The following is a 15,119-nucleotide window of genomic DNA, read 5'->3' on the forward strand; positions in this document are numbered from 1 at the left end:
GCCTGGCTGCTGTCTCCGTTCGCCGTCAACCTTGGGCACGGCGCGTCAAGGCCCCCTCTGCCATCCAGACGACGTCCGCCCCCTCCCCCAAGTCACAAGCTCGTGGCCCAGGGGGTGTCACCCCGCCTGCCCCTCCCTAGCTTCTTGGCCGTAGGGGTGGGCTGCCGTGGGGGAAGTCCACCCCTCGTTGGCTGTGGCCAAGGAGGAGAACGGAATGTTGTTCGCGAAGAAGGCCAAGTTTGCGTTGAAGAGCGACCTGTACCGGAAGTTCCTCGCCAGGAAGATCCTCAAGGAGCTGCCCAAGGCGGCCAAGAATCAGTGGGACGACTTCGACGCCGATGACGTGCTGCGCTACGTGGGCCTCACCACCTACAAGCCCGTCGGCAGCTCCATCGGCGGCATCGGCGCCTTCGTCATCGGCTGCGCCGTGGGTGGCATCGCCGCCCTGCTGCTCGCGCCCAAGACGGGCACCGAGCTGCGCACCACCGTAAAGGACAAGACGATGGGCTACCTCGGCAAGCAGGGCATCAACGTGGGCGCGGAGAAGACCGCCAGCGCCTAGTCGTCGCTCGGGGCTGTCCTCCAGGTGGGTAGGGGTGCGACAGGTTGTGCTCCCCTGCCCTCCTGGGCCGTCAGTACACGCGCAGCAGCTCGGTGTGGATGTCGAAGTGCGGCCGGCGGAAGTCCGGGATGATGACCTCGCCCCGCGTCTCCTCGAAGTTGCCCGACAACAGCCCGAACGGCATCAGCGCCGAGAGGTACGCCGCGTCCGAGGCATTGAGCTCGTCGAGCTTCGTGAACTTGAGCGTGCGCGAGAAGCTCACCCGCCCATCGACGCTCCACACACTGCGCACCGCTGTCGCCTTGGCGCGCGCGGAGAAGTGCCCGGAGGCCGGGCCCAGCTTCGCCAGCGACTCGGGGACGTGCTCCACGACGTACGCGTCGAAGAGCGGATTGCCCGAGCCGCGGCTCAGCTTCACCGACAGCACCTGCCCCGAGGCGGATTGCTCGAGATCGATCTCCGCGTGTAGCGCGCCGGCGCTCTTGTTGTAGGCCTCGAGCATGTCCACGGTCGACGGCCTCGAGCGGGCCCGTGAGCCCGCCGTCCCCGCGCGCGCCACGTCCTCCAGCCGATCCGTCCCCGAGGGCTCGCCCACCGCGTCCGGACTGCCCGTCGCGCCATAGCGCCCGGCGCTCGCGAGGAGCTCTTGTATGCCCTGGGTCCGCCTGGGATCGGCCTTGAAGAAGTGCTTGAGCACGCCGTCGTACGCGAAGAGCGGCGCGCCCGAGAGCCCCTTCTCCATCGCCCTGTCCATGTCGCCGAAGTAGGGGTCCACGAGGCCGTTGCGCACGCGCAGCGTCGCCATGCCGTCGTCGAGCATTCCCTGTACCCGGCCATGGACCCGCGCGCCCTCCTCGGCGCGGAGCTGCTCGGGCGAGGGCCCGTCACCCGGCCGCAACGTGTGGCCCGTGGAGAATCCCGGGGTGTTTCCGGGGGACGGGCCCACGGCGATTCCCCCAGGTCCGGGGTACAGCCGCACGGAATGCGGGGCATCCGCGACCGCGGGCGGAGGAGAGTCCGGAGACGTGGCGGGTGGAGGCTCCGCGGGAGGCGGCGCGGCGGCCGTGGCACTCGGGGGCGGCGTAGCGGGAGGCGCCGTGGCGCGAGGCGGAGGCCGAGGAGTGTTCCTCGGTGGCCGGGGGGGCCGCGGCGCGGGAGGCGTGGGCTGGGGAGGCTCCGTGCCCGGCGGCGGCGTGCGCTCGACCACCTCGAACTGGATGGGCTCCCGAGACGGCTCCGAGGAAGCTCCGAGCTTCGATGGCGGCGCCAGGTACAGCAGGAGCCCCAGACCCAGGTGGAGGGCCAGCGAGAGCAGCAGGGCCAGCAGCAGGCGGGAGCGCCGCATAGAAGAGGCCACGCTGGCAGAGATGCGCCCCGCGCACAAACCCGGAAGGGGGGCGAGCACGCCGCCCTGTATGCAACCGAGCGGGGAACCTCTCGAAGGGCTGACCTCAGTGCGCGGCGAGCAGCAGGAAGATCGCGTTCAGGCCCAGTCCCACCGACGCATGGAGGGGACTGCCCCGTGAGGAGCCGACGGCGAATTCCAGGTGCCCGATCGGCCCCAGGCACAGCTTCAACCCAAGCTCCCCGCCGTAATTGAACCCCATGCCCGGGGGCTCACCCGGAAGCCCCCCGAGCATCACCCGCGCATACGGCACGGCCCACGCGGAGGTGAAGTGCTGGTAGCCGATGAAGCCATTGAGCTCCAGCGGACTCGAGCCGTAGGCGATGTTGAACCCAATATCCAACCGGCGTGACAGGAAGACCATCGGCTGCAGGTTCAGCGTCATCGCCGCTCCCTGCCCTCCCCTCAAGTCCACCCGGTAGTGGTAGACGAACTCGGCGGCCGGCTTGTCGATGGCGGGCGCCTCGAAGCGCAGACCCCTGGCGATCGCCAGATTCTCAGGGCCTCCCCGCGCCTGATGCAGGTTCGCCAGGGCCTCGTACGCCTCCGGGAACTCCTCCAGGTACGCCTTGCGCAGCGGAAGCTCGGCGGCGTCCAGCTCGCCACGCTCTATCAAGAGCCGGCCCTGCGTGATGCAGCTCGTCGCGATGCCGCCCTGGCAGGCCTGCCCGTAGGCGGACTCGGCCTGCTGCGTGTCTCCCTGTGCGGCCAGCGCGTCACCCCAATCCACGCAGGCGCCCGCGCTGCCCGCCGCGCAGTCCTTCTGGGGATGGTAGGCCGCCGAGGTGGCACACGCAGTGGTGATCAGCGGCAGCAGCACGGCGAGCCCGAGTGCGATTCGTCCCATGAGCGGAGAGCTTACTCCGTGCGGCGTCCGGCCCGGCCGCGGAAGGGCCCGGCCACCACGCGCCGCCCCGTCACATTCGAGCCGAGCCGACTCCTCCTGATGGGACTCTCTTCAGCGAGGGCCCCCGATCAGGAGGAAGACCATGAACCCAGAGACACTCATCCGCGCGTGGAAGGATCCGGCATTCCGCGCGAGCCTCTCCTCGGAGCAGCTGCAAGCACTTCCCGAGAACCCCTCCGGCAAGCCCATGACGGAGCTCGGCGATGACGAGCTGACGGACGTCACCGGTGGAAGGAGCATCATCCGGCCCACGCCCCCCATCGTCCTCACCCGTGGCGGCTGGTGCATCACCGGGACCCGCGGCAGCGCGATTGACGCCTGCCCCAGCGCCCTGGGCTGCACGACCCTCTCCATCCAGGAGCTCGGCACCATCGTGGCCTTCTAGCCGTCCTGGCGGTGGCGCTTCACATCCGTGTCCTCTCGACCCGTGCCGGGCGCTATAGTCGCGCCGCTGGCGAACCGACACGGGAAGAGACGATGGAATCCCTGCTGCGAGGCGTCCTGGTGTTGTTCGTGCTCTCGCTCGGAGCCGAGCGCCTCGCGGCTGTCTTCAAGCGCCGGGACTGGCAGCCCTTGCGGCCCCGGCTGGTGTTCGGCAAGCGGAGGAAGCGGGCCGGGAACATCCAGATCGACCTGAGGACCGGCGAGGCCTACGTCGATTCCAAGCCCATGCTGCCGGTGGCGCTCGGCGGCACCGAGGCCGATCGGCTGTCGCGGGCCGCCAACGCCGAGAACACGCTGTTCATCGGGCTGCTGCTCGCGCTGCTGACGGGGGCCAATGCGTTCCTGGGCTCGTGCGGCTGGCCCGACGTCTCCGGGCTCCGGTTCGCCTTCGTGGCACAGGTGCTGCTCACCGGTGCGGCCTCCGCCGTGGGCGCCTCCTTCTGGCACGAGCTGCTCAACCTGCTGACCGAGGCGCGGCACGCGCTCGCGACGCGCTCGGACAGCCCGTCCACGAGCCCGGCTCCGCTCCTGCCCGGCACTCCGGTGATGGCTCCGGCTCCGCTCACCCTGGAGGCCACCCCCGCCCCGGGCCAGCTCGAGCAACTGCGCGCCGCGGCGCAGCGCCTGCTTCCCGAGCTCCAGAAGCTCGAGGGCGTGAAGCAGGTGCGGCTGGTGGATGCGCCCCGCCGGTGGCCCACCCACCCCTGCCTGGAGTTCCGCGTGGAGCAGGAGCCCGGGGCGCCGCCGCCGCCGCGGGAAATCAAGGTCAGCGTCGGTGGAGTCGAGCACTCCATCCCGGTGACGAAATGATCGGGGGCTGGTCGGCGGCGAAGCTCGGCCGCTTCTTTCAGAACCAGCCGCTCGCGGGGAGCTTCACCCCGGTGGCCTGTCTGGAGGCCACGGCGTGGAACCGCTCGCAGGCGGCCAGTGGGCTGCTGGTCCACCCCCGGCTGGTGGTGACGGTGGCCCACGCGGTGATGTTCCGGGCCGGGTCCCAGCTCTTCGCCGCCGCCCAGGTGCAGGTGGAGCTGGGCAACGTGCGGGCGTGGGCGGATGCCGTCGTGGTGCCCTCGCGCTACCTCGAGAATGGCGGCTTCGTGGCCTCCACGGACCTGGCGGTGCTGCGCATGCCCTGGGAGGTCAGCGGACCGCTGCAACCGCCCGTGGTCGCCGAGTCGCCGAAGGATGGGACCGCCACGCTGTCGGGCTGGACGCTGATGCGGCCGCGCTCGCAGGTGTCCATCCCCGTCACCGTCTCCGTGGGCGAGGACGGGCTCCTGCACTACCCCGCCACCGACCTGCCGGCCTTCAGCGGCGGCCCTCTGCTGCGCAACCCGGGCCCGGAGCAGCCGGAAGAGGTCATCGGCCTGCACCGCGCCTTTCACTCCGACACCCAACAGGGTGAGGCCATTCCGTTCTCCAGCGATGACGTGGTCGAGGCCATGCAGGCGCTGGGTTTCGCTGTCTAGAAAGGACTTCTGGATGCATCCGCATGCTCGAACCGGCGCGGCCCTGGCCATGCTGCTGCTCTCCACCGCCGCGCTCGCGGCCCGGCCGATTCCCCAGGTGGCCGGCCCCGCTCCCGGAACCCCGGTGGCCGGTGGTGGCTCCACTCCCCTTCTCCCCGCTGGCACGGGGGCCGATCCCGGCGCGTCCGCGGGCGGCAGCGCACCGGGCTCCATTCCGAGCGCGGGTACCACTCCCGCCGGCGAGACGATGAGTGCCTTCGCGCAGTGGTGGGGTCCGCTCCGGGGCAATCTCCCCGAGCGCATCCGCGGGGTGTGCACCACCCTCCAGGGCACCCAGGAGCTCGCCGCCTGGTGCGCGCGCTACCACGGACCCGAGGCCACGAGCTTCGACGTGGAGTCCCTGCTGGACTCGGACGCCCTGGTGCTGGCCACGTACTTCACCACGCGCCAGCCGCTCATCCAGGCGCTGGACGAGCTGGCGTCCGCCCTGAACGCCGTGCGGCTGTCGAAGTCCACCCCCCTGGGACAGCAGGACGCGCTGGCCGCCACCCAGGGCGTGTTGGACCTCGCGAGATCCAAGCTCGCGCTGAACTCGGGAGTGGAGACCACCGCGAGCCTCACGGGCGCGCTGCCGGGCCTCGAGCTGAGCGCGTTCCTGGACACGCTCTTCCAGGGGCTGGCCCAGGCGCTCCAGGCGCGCGCCGAGGCCGAGGCCGTGCTGTACGTGCTCCTCGAGTTCGATGAGAAGATCTGCTCACGAGAGGTGAAGGACACCTGGGGCCAGCCTCAGGGCCACATCCGCGACTGGCTGCCGAGCACCTGCACCGCGGCGCACAACAACGTGTTCGCGTCCTCGCTCGGGACGGGGGGCTCGGCGACGCTCGCCCTGCTGCGCAAGACGGTGGAGGAGGACCTCCGGGGCATCCCCTCACACATGGCCTTCGAGGTGGTGGCCCAGGCGGAGGGAGGCAAATACGCCCGCGCCGCGCCCCCCGTCCGGGAGATGGTCGACGGCATGGTGAGCGGCGTGCACCCGGTGCGCGCGCTGGACACGCTGTCCCGCCGGCTCGAGGCGCTCCCCCTGGAGCAGGAGACCCCCGAGGACGTGGCGCGGCTCTACACGCGGCTCGCGTGCGTCAGCGGCCTGCCCGCCTCCTTCACGCGCTACGCCGAGCTGGTGGAGGACGCGAACCGGGGCCTCGTTCCGCAGATGGACTCGCGGGCCCGGGGGCTGGCCGTGATGCTGCTCTCGCTCCAGCGGGAGAGCTGCGGCTGGGTGTACGCGCCCGTCGCGTCACAGTCGCGGTTGAAGGTCTGGACCGCGCTCGCGCCGCCCCTCTCCGAGTCGGCCGAGGGCGTCGCCAACGTCTCCGCGGACCTGCGGCACCTGGTGGTGCGGGCGCGGGGGCTCGGCGAGACGTCTCGCACGGAAGGGGCCGGGGAGGTCGCCGAGGCCACCCGGCTGCTGGCGCAGGAGGGCGTGTCGGCGCTCGACGCGGCGGACGTGGCGCTGGATGGGCTCATCCGCTTCAACCGGCTGCTGGGCGGTTTGAAGCCGGAAGCGGGCCCCCAGGTGGCGGACAACCAGAAGGCCCTGCTCGAGGCGAGGACCTTCCTGCTCGCCTCCCGGGACATGTTGCGCATGGTGGTGGCGGCGATCGCGCGAGATCTCTCCACCGTGTACCAGCTGCTGCTCGAGCACCAGGCGGTCGCCAGCACGTCCAGCCGGTACAGCGAGGAGGACGCGAGCCTGTGCATGAAGGAGGCGGCGTGGAAGGCCCCGGCGGCGACGGATCCCGAGGCGGCAGCCTCCAAGTGGCGCTGCGAGCGGAGGCCCTGCATCTGCCTGCCCTCCGATTTCGCGAAGTATGGCGGCCTGCTGGTGGCGCTCGCCAACGCGAAGGACGCGCAGGAGGTGAAGGCCGTGGTGCTCGCCTCGGCCACGCCGGTGGGGAGCTGGCGGTGGCGGAGCGATGCGGACGTGCACCACTTCGTGTCCGTGGGCGGCATGCTGGGCTTCGGCGCCGCGTACTCGCTGGACGGCCCCCGCGCGGACCGCGTCACGCCCCGGCTGCTGGTGCCCGTCGGCCTCGACTACCAGCTCGGCAGGGCCGGGCTCACCTGGAGCGCGTTCTTCCAGGTGCTGGATCTCGCGGGCTACACCCACTTCGTCGGCGTGGAGGGTCGCAAGTCGCCCCGGGTGATGGAGGCGGTCAGCCCCGGCCTGTGGCTCAAGGGATTGATTCCGAGCACGCCCGTCGCGCTCTCGGTGGGCGCGGCCTATGACATCGACGCGGGCGGTGTGACGCCGAGCCCGTCCTGGCGCTTCAGCGCGGGCGTTTCGATCGATACGCCGCTGTTCATCCTGTACCGCAACTGAGGCGTGCTCCCGGGGCGGCCGGGTCTCTCAGGGCCCGGCCGTCCCGAAGACGTCGTCGGACATGTAGCTCACGGTGAAGCGCAGGCCACCGCCGCTGATGACCCGATGGTTGTTGGCCGGGCCGAAGTCATAGACGCGCCAGGCCATGGGCACCTCGAAGCCCACCGCCAGGTGCGGAGCGATGCGAACGCGGCCATCCCAGGTGAGGTAGGTGATGGACTCGAAGCCCTCGTGGGGCTCCGTGTACACGCCCGTCACCCACCAGTCATTGGCGCGCACGCGGAGCATGCCCAGCCCCCGGCGCACGAGCTTCGCCTCCAGCTGCCCCTGCACTCCCGGACCGATGTGGTAGTCGCGCACGAGCGCCGAATCCAGGCCGAGGCTCCCCGCCGCGGCGAAGCCCAGGCCTCCCAGGATGGCGGTGCCCTGCAGGAACGCCGCGTCGCTCAGGCGCAGTTGGAGCGTCGTCCCGAAGCCCACGCCCACGGACGACACCCGCACGATGTTGTTCGCTCCGAAGTCGTAGAGGCCGTACAGCCCCCAGATTCCGCGCAGCGCACTCGTCTCGCCGCCGTACTGCGCTCCCACCGCGAGCCCCCGGATGTGGAGGTTCGCCATCGAGACCCCGGGGAAGGTCACGCTCGCGGTCGCGTCGAAGTAGGAGAAGGGGTGGCGGTAGCGCCAATGGGGATCCCCCGGTGCGCCGTAGACGAGCTCTCCCGCCAGGGAGACCTGGGGCCCCTGGCGCAGCACGGGAAAGGGATTGCCGCTCGTCGTGTCCTCGAGGCGGGTCATCACGCTCGCGCCGGGGCTGAACTCCGCGTAGAGCGGCGGAGCCCGATCGATGTCACCCGGGGACAACTGCCCGTCGAAGAGCCAGTCGTTCAGGGACGAAGGCGGGCTGATGAGTATGCCCGCGAGCCTCCGGGTCAGGCTCACGTTCCTCCCACCCCCCTCCACCACGAGCCGGTACGTGCGGTGGAGGACCTCGCCCAGGAAGATGCCGCCAAGGGTCGTGGTGATCTGATCATTGATGGCGGGGGGCTCGTTCTCGCCGAGGTACTCCCACGCCAGGCTGGAGAAGAAGGTGTAGAGCCCCGCCTGCCAGAAGGGCACCCCGGACGAGCGCGCCGCGCTGAAGGCCATCGAGCCGTGGTACGGGTGCGCGAACTGGTTGGTGACGAACTTGTCGACGTCGAACGTCCAGCCCTGCGAGCCGTCGAAATGGCCGCGCACCGTGTCCCACGAAATCAGGGCGAACTGCTCCCGCGAGACGAGGTTGTGGAAGGCGAAGATGCCGAGATTCAACCCCGCCACCTCGACGGCCGGTACGAGGTAGCTCCGGCGCAGGGGAGCATCCGCGGGCAGCGGTCTGGGCTTCTGTTTGGGCTTCTTCGGAACGGCGAAGGGGGGAATGGGCGGCAGGAACGCCGCCTCGGACACCGGCTCGGTGGGAGACTCGGACGAAGGCGGCGGGGCGTCGGCACGCGCGAGCGTTCCCCAGACGCACAGGACCGCGAGCAGCCCGCCCCATCTCATGGGAACTTGCCTGTCAGGGACAGGACGCCCCCGTGCGGGGAGACCCTGACGGACGCGGATACCGCGCGTGGCTGCTCGGGAGCCCAGCTCCACATCACCACCGAGACGCCCACCGCGCAGGCCCCGACGAGCGTCAACGCCGCCCCGCCCAGCATGTTCTGACGGGCGCGCCGCTCTTCCTTTGGGAGGTCGGCGAGGCTCTGCTCGGTCGTCTGGCTCGAGGCCGTGTCGCCCTGCTGAACGGTGCCGGCGATCCACAGCGCCGCGCCGGAGAGCGCGAGGGTCGCGCCCACACCCGCGATGATGGGAGCCTTGGCCCGCAGGGAGGAGGCCGGTGTGGCCTCGACGGCCGGAGCGGATTGGGGCTCCTCCGAGGAGGTGCTGGAGACCGGGGCCGCGCTCAGCAAGGCCGCGTACAGAAGAGGTGTCAGCATGGGCTCGGTGTTCTCACGGGCGCGGGGCCGCGCCCTCCAGGAAGCAGCGCAACAGCGGGGCGATGGCCTCATCGACCGCGAGCGGCTGCTTCAAGAGGAGTTGCTGTAGAAGGAGGCCGCGGACCATGCCCAGCAACAGCGTGGGGTAGTACCGGGCGTCCTCGGGCCGTAGGGCGCCCTGCTTCATGCCCTCCTGGTCGAGGAGCTCGACGCGGCGGGTGAGCTCGCGCGTCATCTCCTGGAGACGGCGCCGGCCCGGGTCACTGGAGCGGCCGTTGCGCATCACCTCCTCCACGAGGAGGCTGAACAGCCGGAAGTGGGACTGGGAGTGCTCGAGGATGGCGCGGAGCAAGCCGTGCAGCCGGGTGCGGTAGGGCGAGCCCTGGCTGCGCTCCAGCTCCGCGTCGAGCGTGGCCAGCAACTCCCGCGCGCGCACCTCGAGCAGCACCTGAAGGAGCTGCTGCCGATCCTCGAAGTAGTTGTAGAGCGTCCCGACCGACACGCCCACATGCCCGGCGATGTCGTCCATGCGCACGGCCTGGAGGCCCTGCTTGACCAGCACCTGCTCCGCGCCGTCGAGGATGGCGGCGCGCGCCTCCTCCTTCATGCGAACCCGGAGCGATTGAGGCCTGGTTCGAGATGTTGAACGCGGGTTCATTTTCTTGAGTCTGGATATAGAACTCGTGAACCCGGGGTGCAACCTGTCGGGCAGCGTGCACTCCTCGCCCTCCCCTCTCCCCTGCTCATGGCACGGCACCACCCGGCTAAGGGTGGGGAGTGCCGTCCTCCCGGGCTACCGGCTCACGCATCCAGTGAACAACTCGGGGGCGCCCGCGGCCCGGAAATGCTCACCCGCCAGCATCCGCGCCCGGCGGAGGTGGCATGCCGCCATCCCCTCGAGGAGGAGGCCGCGCTAACTCACACTCTCGGCGCTGTACCGGGCGATGAGGCCGGTGCGCACGGCATGCCGGTACACGCGCGTGAAGACCCAGCACGCCAGCAGGATGTAGAGCACCGCGAGTCCCACGCCCCACAGCAGCGTGGCCGCCGAGAAGTCCCCGCCCGCGACGATCGTCCGCATGCCCTCGAACACATAGGACGGTGGCAGCAGGTGCGAGAGGAGCTGCATCCACGGGGGGAGCGTCGAGAGCGGATAGAAGACGCCGGCGAACGGGGAGATGACGGCGGGGATGGGCCAGACGAACCACTCTGCGGACGGCCCGAGCCGCAGCACCACGGCGGTGCCGAAGATGCCGAGCGAAATCCCGAAGAGGAAGAGCACGAGCAGGAACGGCACGAGCAGCAGGCCGTAGGAGAACAGGGACAGGCCGAACGCCGCGCCCGCCACGACGAGCATCACGATGAGCCCGATCGAGCTCGTGGCGATGCTCGAGAACACCAGGCCCCCGAGGTACTCCGGGATGGACATGGGCGTCGCGAAGACGTTGAGGAAGTTGCGCGACCAGACGTCCTCGAAGAACGCCATCGTCACGCCCTGCATCACCCGGGTGAGGAAGTCCCAGAGGAGCACCGCGCCCAGCAGCGAGGGGACGAAGTCGTGGCCGGGGGTGCTCACCGAGTTGAGGTACCGGGTGATGAAGCCCCACAGCACCATGTCGATGGCGACCCAGACGAACAGCGGGAAGACGCGCGAGGGGCTTCCGCGAATCAGATAGTACTGGCGCAGGACGACGGCGAAGGCTCGGCGCGGGGACATGGCGGTCAGATTCGCTCCAGCGCGAGCGGCTCCCGCGCCACGGTGATGAACAGCTCCTCGAGCGTCGCCTTGCCGTGCTCGTGCGGCAGCTTCCGGGGGTCTCCCTCGAGCAGGACCTTCCCCCGCGAGACGAAGAGCACGCGGTCGCACACCTCCTCGACCTCGTACATGTTGTGCGAGGTCCAGAGCACGCCGCTGCTTCCCCGCGCGGCGAAGTCGCGGATCCGCGCGCGGATGTCTCGCGCCGTGGCGGGATCCAACGAGGCCGTCGGCTCGTCGAGCAGCAGGAGCTGGGGCTGGTTGAGCATGGCCTTGGCCAGGGCCACGCGCGTCTGCTCGCCCGAGGAGAGCACGCCGCACTTCACGTCACGGAACCGCTGGAGATCGTATTGGGTGAGCAGCGCCTCGATGCGCTCGGAGAGCCCCTTCACGCCGTAGATGAGACCGAAGACGCGCAGGTTCTGCGTCACGGTGAGGTTGCCGGGCAGCGGCGCGTAGACGGCGGCGAAGTTGGTGCGCTCGAGCGCCTGGGCGCGGCGCTTCGCGAGGTTCACACCCTCGATGTGGATGCTCCCCGAGGTGGGCTCGAGGACGCCGAGCACCATGTTGAGGGTGGTCGTCTTTCCGGCGCCGTTGGGTCCCAGCAGCCCGACGATCTCCTTGCGGCCCACGTCGAACGAGATGCCGTCCACGGCGACGGTGGCGCCGTACTGCTTGCGCAGCGCCTGGACGGAGAGGACCTTCGGCGGCGCCAGCCGCTGTGTGGACGAGGGCTCCATCATCAAGGTGACCCGGGGGCCATGCAGGAGTCCATCCCCTGGAGTGCCCGGCCGGTGCCTGGGCTAGTACGCCCCGAGATCGGCCTCGGGTGCAACGGTCGGAAGCGCCCCCGGCTGCGCCAGCTCGTGCACCCGCCGCGTCAGCTCATCGCCCAGCCGCTCGAGCTGCCCGGCCGTCAGCAGCCGCCGCACCAGGGGGAAGAGCATGGAGCGCTCCTCGGCCACGTGCGCCTCCACCGAGGTGCGCAGGCTCACCAGGGCCGGCTCGAACTGCATGTCGCTGACGTCCAGTTGCAGCATCTGGGTGATCAGCGCCTTGGCCTCGGCATGGTCCTCGAACGAGTGCTGGACCAGCTCGCTCGTCTCGGCCAGCTTCACCGCCGGGTAGAAGTACCGCTCCTCCAACTGGGTATGCAGGGTGAGCAGCCAGGCGAGCCGGCGGAACAGCTGCAACCGCTCCGCTCCCGCCACCACGGCCACCTGCTGGAAGAGGTCCTCGGCTTCCACGTGCTGCTGCGTCAGCAGTTCGATCGGATCCATATGGGGACGCTCGGCATTGGCGCGGTCACGGGCAAGCCGCGCATCCCCCCTGCCCTCGCCCGCTTCCTGCCCACCGAGCACGTCCGGGGTACAAGTGCCCTCCGCGCGACAGGTGCATAGCTTGACGGGTCCTCATCAAAGTCGAGGCCGCGCGTGAGTCATGTCGTCCTGCTGGGTGATTCCATCTTCGATAACGCCGCGTACGTGAGGGGTGGGCCCGACGTCATCCACCAGCTGCGCGAGCTCCTTCCCTCGGGCTGGCGGGCGACGTTGAAGGCCGTGGACGGCAGCGTGACGGGCAGCGTCAAGGCACAGCTCCACCGGCTTCCTCCGGACGCGAGCCATCTGGTGCTCAGCGTCGGCGGAAACGATGCCCTGGGCGAGGCCGGCATCCTCGAGCAGGACGCGGACTCCGTGGCCGAGGCCCTCACCCGGCTCGCCGCCATCCGCGAGCACTTCGGGCGCAACTACCGGGCGATGCTCGAGCAGGTGCTCGCCCGGGGACTGCCCACGGCGGTCTGCACCATCTACGACTCCCACCAACCGGATGCCCGGCGGCACCGGCTCGTCGTCACCGCGCTCACCCTCTTCAATGACTGCATCACCCGCGAGGCCTTCGCCCGCGGCCTGCCGCTGCTCGACCTCCGCCTCATCTGCGGCCAGCCCGAGGACTACGCCAACCCGATTGAGCCCTCCGTGCGTGGCGGGGCGAAGATCGCCGCGGCCATCGCCCGGCTCGTCCGCGAGCACGACTTCTCCCGGCACCGCTCCGAGGTCTTCCTCCAACCCGGTAACGCGTAGCGCCGCGCCTCCCCGGCCCTCGCGCGGGGGTGATTTCTCCTCATGGCTTTCCGCGTTGGAGGAACCGTTCCCGCTCTGCTGTGAAATCAAGACGAGCTACTCCGTGGGAAGCTGAGCGAGGCCGAGGGCGCGGCGCACCCGCCAGGCGTCGAGCGCCCGCTGAGCAGCCCGGACAATCCCAACGCAGAGAATCGCGCTCGAGACGCTCGCCAGTTGCCTGAGGATGGCCACGATATAGGTATCGCTCGAAATCGATACCTCGACATGATCCCGCGTCGACACCTCCGTCTGACTTCGCCATTGCAAGTTGCCAAGGAGCCACAGGCCCCACCACAGGCCCAGGTGACCCGCGCTGACCAATGCTTTCTTGCCTCCAAGACCGTTCACGAGAGCGCGGACGATGCGGTAGGGCTTCACCAGGTTCACGAACGGAATGAACCAGCATCCCACGGCCCACCGGGGGGACGCCCCCACGTCAATCCCCAGGGCCCGGGTCTGGCGCACGGCGAGGTGGAGCCACATCAGGAAGGCAATCGGCGTGGCAATGGCGAGACAGGACGCCCCGAGCCCGACGAGTCCCTCGGCAATCTTCCGCGGCACCGAGGGCCCGGATAGCAGGGCCCAGGTGATGAGCAGGGCGGTGAGCGCGTCGGTGACCGCGTGCGCCAGGAGGAAGCAGCCCGCCCACCGTGCGCGCGGCGTGGATGAGGAAAGGCTCAGGACCTGACGCCCGACACACTGTGTGCAGATGCGCTGCGCGTCGACGCAGGCCTCGCAGGCGAACCGGCCGCACCGGCTGCACGTCCACATCGCGACACGGTCGCTGTGTTCCAGACAGACCGGCCCCCCGAGCCCGGCATCCATCGACATGGCGGCTCCCCCCTGGGTACAGGCCGTGCGCCACTCCAGTGCTCGGAGCATCGGCCTGCCGGTACTCTACCCAGATACCTGAGCCGCCCCGCTCTCTCGAGGCGACACCCGCGCTGGACTGTCTGTCAGAGGATTCGAGTTGGCCTCGCGGTACCTGGTCTCTGTTTGATACCCGCCCTGTCCGGATTGCGGTAGTAGCGGTGGCGCCGCTCCTCCCATGCGGCATCACATCCTCTTCGCCGCGAGCTCCCTGGCCGCCTCGACGAAGAGGCGCAAGGGGCCTGAGCGCTGCGCCCGACTGGGGAAGTAGAGGAAGAAGCCAGGCACGCTGGGCGCGTACGCCTCGAGCACCACCTTCAGCCGTCCGGCCCGTAGCAGCTCTTTCACCGTCGGCTCGCAGGCGTATATGAGCCCGGCGCCTGCCTCGGCGAGGGACAGCATCACCTGGTCGTCGTTGGTGACGACGCCCCCGCGCACCGGCACGCGCCATGTCTTACGGCCGCGCTCCAGCTCCCAGGGGTAGAGCGTCCCGCTCGACTGCGCGCGGAAGGTGATGCACTCGTGGCGCAGGAGATCCTCGGGCTTCTGGGGCATGCCGTGACGCTCGAGGTAGCTCGGGGCGCCCACCACGACAAAGCGAAAGGCGCCGGTGAGGCGCACCTGCACCATGTCGCGCTCGATGGCCTCGGTCAGACGCACGCCCGCGTCGTAGCCCTCCGCCACGATGTCCACGAAGCGGTCGTCGACCACGACCTCCACCTCCACCCGCGGATAGCGTGCGCGGAAGGTGGGCAGCACCGGGTTGATGACGAAGGGCACCGCCATGCGTGGGGCCGACAGCCGCAGTCGCCCCACCGCCTCCCCGGGCTGGGCGGAGACGGTGGTGAGGGCGGCCAGCGCTTGACCCAGCCCCGGACCTGCCTCCTCCACGAGACGCCGTCCCGCCTCCGTCAGCGCCACGCTGCGCGTCGTGCGGGTGAGCAGCACGACGTTCAGCTGCTCCTCGAGAAGGCGCACGGACTTACTGATGGCGGGCACGGAGACGCCCAGCTCGCGCGCCGACCCGCTGAAGCTGCGCAGGCGCGCCACCACGAGGAACACCTGCAGATGCGGGAGGAGCGCGGTCTTCATGGTGAGGGGTCCCTGCGGCAGGCCGCATGCTCGGCCGGAGCTCTCCGGCCGCCGACGTGCATTCTTAACCAATCGTTAAGAGCCCATTCCCTTGCCGCCGTCTAGTTCCGAGCGAGTCCGGCACGTATCTTTTTTCCCGTC

Annotated in this window: 16 protein-coding genes; 6 read left to right on the top strand and 10 right to left on the bottom strand. The window is 70.0% G+C overall.

The features are described from left to right. Positions 1-214 precede the first annotated feature (214 nt). Complete coding sequence (locus ACJ8AN_RS24125; protein ID WP_407757797.1) at positions 215-562, top strand: YtxH domain-containing protein; 348 nt, start codon at positions 215-217, stop codon at positions 560-562. Between the two features lie 70 nt (positions 563-632). Here the strand turns inward: ACJ8AN_RS24125 and ACJ8AN_RS24130 are convergent, their stop codons facing one another. Then, positions 633-1,907, bottom strand: a complete 1,275-nt coding sequence (locus ACJ8AN_RS24130) for a hypothetical protein (protein ID WP_407757798.1) — start codon at positions 1,905-1,907, stop codon at positions 633-635. A gap of 106 nt (positions 1,908-2,013) precedes the next feature. Continuing rightward, positions 2,014-2,814 carry a hypothetical protein gene (locus tag ACJ8AN_RS24135; protein WP_407757799.1) on the bottom strand — a complete coding sequence of 267 codons (801 nt, stop codon included), beginning with the start codon at positions 2,812-2,814 and terminating at the stop codon, positions 2,014-2,016. 142 nt (positions 2,815-2,956) lie between these two features. Between ACJ8AN_RS24135 and ACJ8AN_RS24140 the strand changes: the two genes are divergently transcribed. The 4 genes from ACJ8AN_RS24140 to ACJ8AN_RS24155 all read left to right on the top strand — a co-directional run bounded on the left by ACJ8AN_RS24140 (position 2,957) and on the right by ACJ8AN_RS24155 (position 7,167). Continuing rightward, positions 2,957-3,259 (top strand): mersacidin/lichenicidin family type 2 lantibiotic, encoded by a 303-nt coding sequence (locus tag ACJ8AN_RS24140; protein ID WP_407757800.1) that lies wholly within the window; start codon positions 2,957-2,959, stop codon positions 3,257-3,259. A gap of 92 nt (positions 3,260-3,351) precedes the next feature. Next, positions 3,352-4,128, top strand: coding sequence for a hypothetical protein (locus ACJ8AN_RS24145; protein ID WP_407757801.1), 777 nt, complete (start codon positions 3,352-3,354; stop codon positions 4,126-4,128). Continuing rightward, positions 4,125-4,787, top strand: coding sequence for a hypothetical protein (locus ACJ8AN_RS24150; RefSeq protein WP_407757802.1), 663 nt, complete (start codon positions 4,125-4,127; stop codon positions 4,785-4,787). Before ACJ8AN_RS24145 ends, ACJ8AN_RS24150 begins: the two co-directional genes overlap by 4 nt. 13 nt (positions 4,788-4,800) lie before the next feature. Beyond that, on the top strand, positions 4,801-7,167 hold the full coding sequence (locus ACJ8AN_RS24155) for a hypothetical protein (protein ID WP_407757803.1): 2,367 nt from the start codon (positions 4,801-4,803) through the stop codon (positions 7,165-7,167). A 27-nt stretch (positions 7,168-7,194) separates the two neighbouring features. On the opposite strand, the gene ACJ8AN_RS24160 is transcribed toward ACJ8AN_RS24155, so the two are convergent. The 6 genes from ACJ8AN_RS24160 to ACJ8AN_RS24185 form a co-directional block, all read right to left on the bottom strand. Further along, complete coding sequence (locus ACJ8AN_RS24160) at positions 7,195-8,706, bottom strand: DUF3943 domain-containing protein (protein ID WP_407757804.1); 1,512 nt, start codon at positions 8,704-8,706, stop codon at positions 7,195-7,197. Next, entirely contained in the window at positions 8,703-9,140 is a 438-nt protein-coding gene (locus tag ACJ8AN_RS24165; protein ID WP_407757805.1) for a hypothetical protein, read from the bottom strand. Before ACJ8AN_RS24165 ends, ACJ8AN_RS24160 begins: the two co-directional genes overlap by 4 nt. A 13-nt stretch (positions 9,141-9,153) precedes the next feature. Then, positions 9,154-9,747, bottom strand: coding sequence for a TetR/AcrR family transcriptional regulator (locus ACJ8AN_RS24170; protein ID WP_407757806.1), 594 nt, complete (start codon positions 9,745-9,747; stop codon positions 9,154-9,156). A gap of 306 nt (positions 9,748-10,053) precedes the next feature. Then, positions 10,054-10,857: an ABC transporter permease gene (locus ACJ8AN_RS24175; protein WP_407757807.1), complete on the bottom strand. Its 804-nt coding sequence runs from the start codon at positions 10,855-10,857 to the stop codon at positions 10,054-10,056. A 5-nt stretch (positions 10,858-10,862) separates the two neighbouring features. Beyond that, the gene (locus tag ACJ8AN_RS24180) at positions 10,863-11,639 is read right to left on the bottom strand and encodes an ABC transporter ATP-binding protein (protein WP_407757808.1); all 777 of its coding nucleotides are present in this window, start codon (positions 11,637-11,639) and stop codon (positions 10,863-10,865) included. A 60-nt stretch (positions 11,640-11,699) separates the two neighbouring features. Then, positions 11,700-12,176, bottom strand: coding sequence for a hemerythrin domain-containing protein (locus tag ACJ8AN_RS24185; protein ID WP_407757809.1), 477 nt, complete (start codon positions 12,174-12,176; stop codon positions 11,700-11,702). A gap of 153 nt (positions 12,177-12,329) precedes the next feature. On the opposite strand from ACJ8AN_RS24185, the gene ACJ8AN_RS24190 reads away from it, so the two are divergent. After that, positions 12,330-12,977 (top strand): GDSL-type esterase/lipase family protein, encoded by a 648-nt coding sequence (locus ACJ8AN_RS24190; RefSeq protein ID WP_407757810.1) that lies wholly within the window; start codon positions 12,330-12,332, stop codon positions 12,975-12,977. Positions 12,978-13,073: 96 nt separating this feature from the next. Here the strand turns inward: ACJ8AN_RS24190 and ACJ8AN_RS24195 are convergent, their stop codons facing one another. Both ACJ8AN_RS24195 and ACJ8AN_RS24200 read right to left on the bottom strand, forming a co-directional pair. Further along, positions 13,074-13,847 (bottom strand): DUF4328 domain-containing protein, encoded by a 774-nt coding sequence (locus ACJ8AN_RS24195; protein ID WP_407757811.1) that lies wholly within the window; start codon positions 13,845-13,847, stop codon positions 13,074-13,076. Positions 13,848-14,072: 225 nt separating this feature from the next. Continuing rightward, entirely contained in the window at positions 14,073-14,978 is a 906-nt protein-coding gene (locus ACJ8AN_RS24200) for a LysR family transcriptional regulator (RefSeq protein ID WP_407757812.1), read from the bottom strand. Between the last annotated feature and the right edge of the window lie 141 nt (positions 14,979-15,119).

This window comes from Archangium sp. (assembly GCF_045802675.1).
Lineage (GTDB): Bacteria > Myxococcota > Myxococcia > Myxococcales > Myxococcaceae > Archangium.

Coding starts and splice junctions, on each gene's coding strand:
- ACJ8AN_RS24125 (WP_407757797.1), top strand. CDS start 215: ATGTTGTTCGCGAAGAAGGCCAAGTTTGCGTTGAAGAGCGACCTGTAC.
- ACJ8AN_RS24130 (WP_407757798.1), bottom strand. CDS start 1,907: ATGCGGCGCTCCCGCCTGCTGCTGGCCCTGCTGCTCTCGCTGGCCCTC.
- ACJ8AN_RS24135 (WP_407757799.1), bottom strand. CDS start 2,814: ATGGGACGAATCGCACTCGGGCTCGCCGTGCTGCTGCCGCTGATCACC.
- ACJ8AN_RS24140 (WP_407757800.1), top strand. CDS start 2,957: ATGAACCCAGAGACACTCATCCGCGCGTGGAAGGATCCGGCATTCCGC.
- ACJ8AN_RS24145 (WP_407757801.1), top strand. CDS start 3,352: ATGGAATCCCTGCTGCGAGGCGTCCTGGTGTTGTTCGTGCTCTCGCTC.
- ACJ8AN_RS24150 (WP_407757802.1), top strand. CDS start 4,125: ATGATCGGGGGCTGGTCGGCGGCGAAGCTCGGCCGCTTCTTTCAGAAC.
- ACJ8AN_RS24155 (WP_407757803.1), top strand. CDS start 4,801: ATGCATCCGCATGCTCGAACCGGCGCGGCCCTGGCCATGCTGCTGCTC.
- ACJ8AN_RS24160 (WP_407757804.1), bottom strand. CDS start 8,706: ATGAGATGGGGCGGGCTGCTCGCGGTCCTGTGCGTCTGGGGAACGCTC.
- ACJ8AN_RS24165 (WP_407757805.1), bottom strand. CDS start 9,140: ATGCTGACACCTCTTCTGTACGCGGCCTTGCTGAGCGCGGCCCCGGTC.
- ACJ8AN_RS24170 (WP_407757806.1), bottom strand. CDS start 9,747: ATGAAGGAGGAGGCGCGCGCCGCCATCCTCGACGGCGCGGAGCAGGTG.
- ACJ8AN_RS24175 (WP_407757807.1), bottom strand. CDS start 10,857: ATGTCCCCGCGCCGAGCCTTCGCCGTCGTCCTGCGCCAGTACTATCTG.
- ACJ8AN_RS24180 (WP_407757808.1), bottom strand. CDS start 11,639: ATGATGGAGCCCTCGTCCACACAGCGGCTGGCGCCGCCGAAGGTCCTC.
- ACJ8AN_RS24185 (WP_407757809.1), bottom strand. CDS start 12,176: ATGGATCCGATCGAACTGCTGACGCAGCAGCACGTGGAAGCCGAGGAC.
- ACJ8AN_RS24195 (WP_407757811.1), bottom strand. CDS start 13,847: ATGTCGATGGATGCCGGGCTCGGGGGGCCGGTCTGTCTGGAACACAGC.
- ACJ8AN_RS24200 (WP_407757812.1), bottom strand. CDS start 14,978: ATGAAGACCGCGCTCCTCCCGCATCTGCAGGTGTTCCTCGTGGTGGCG.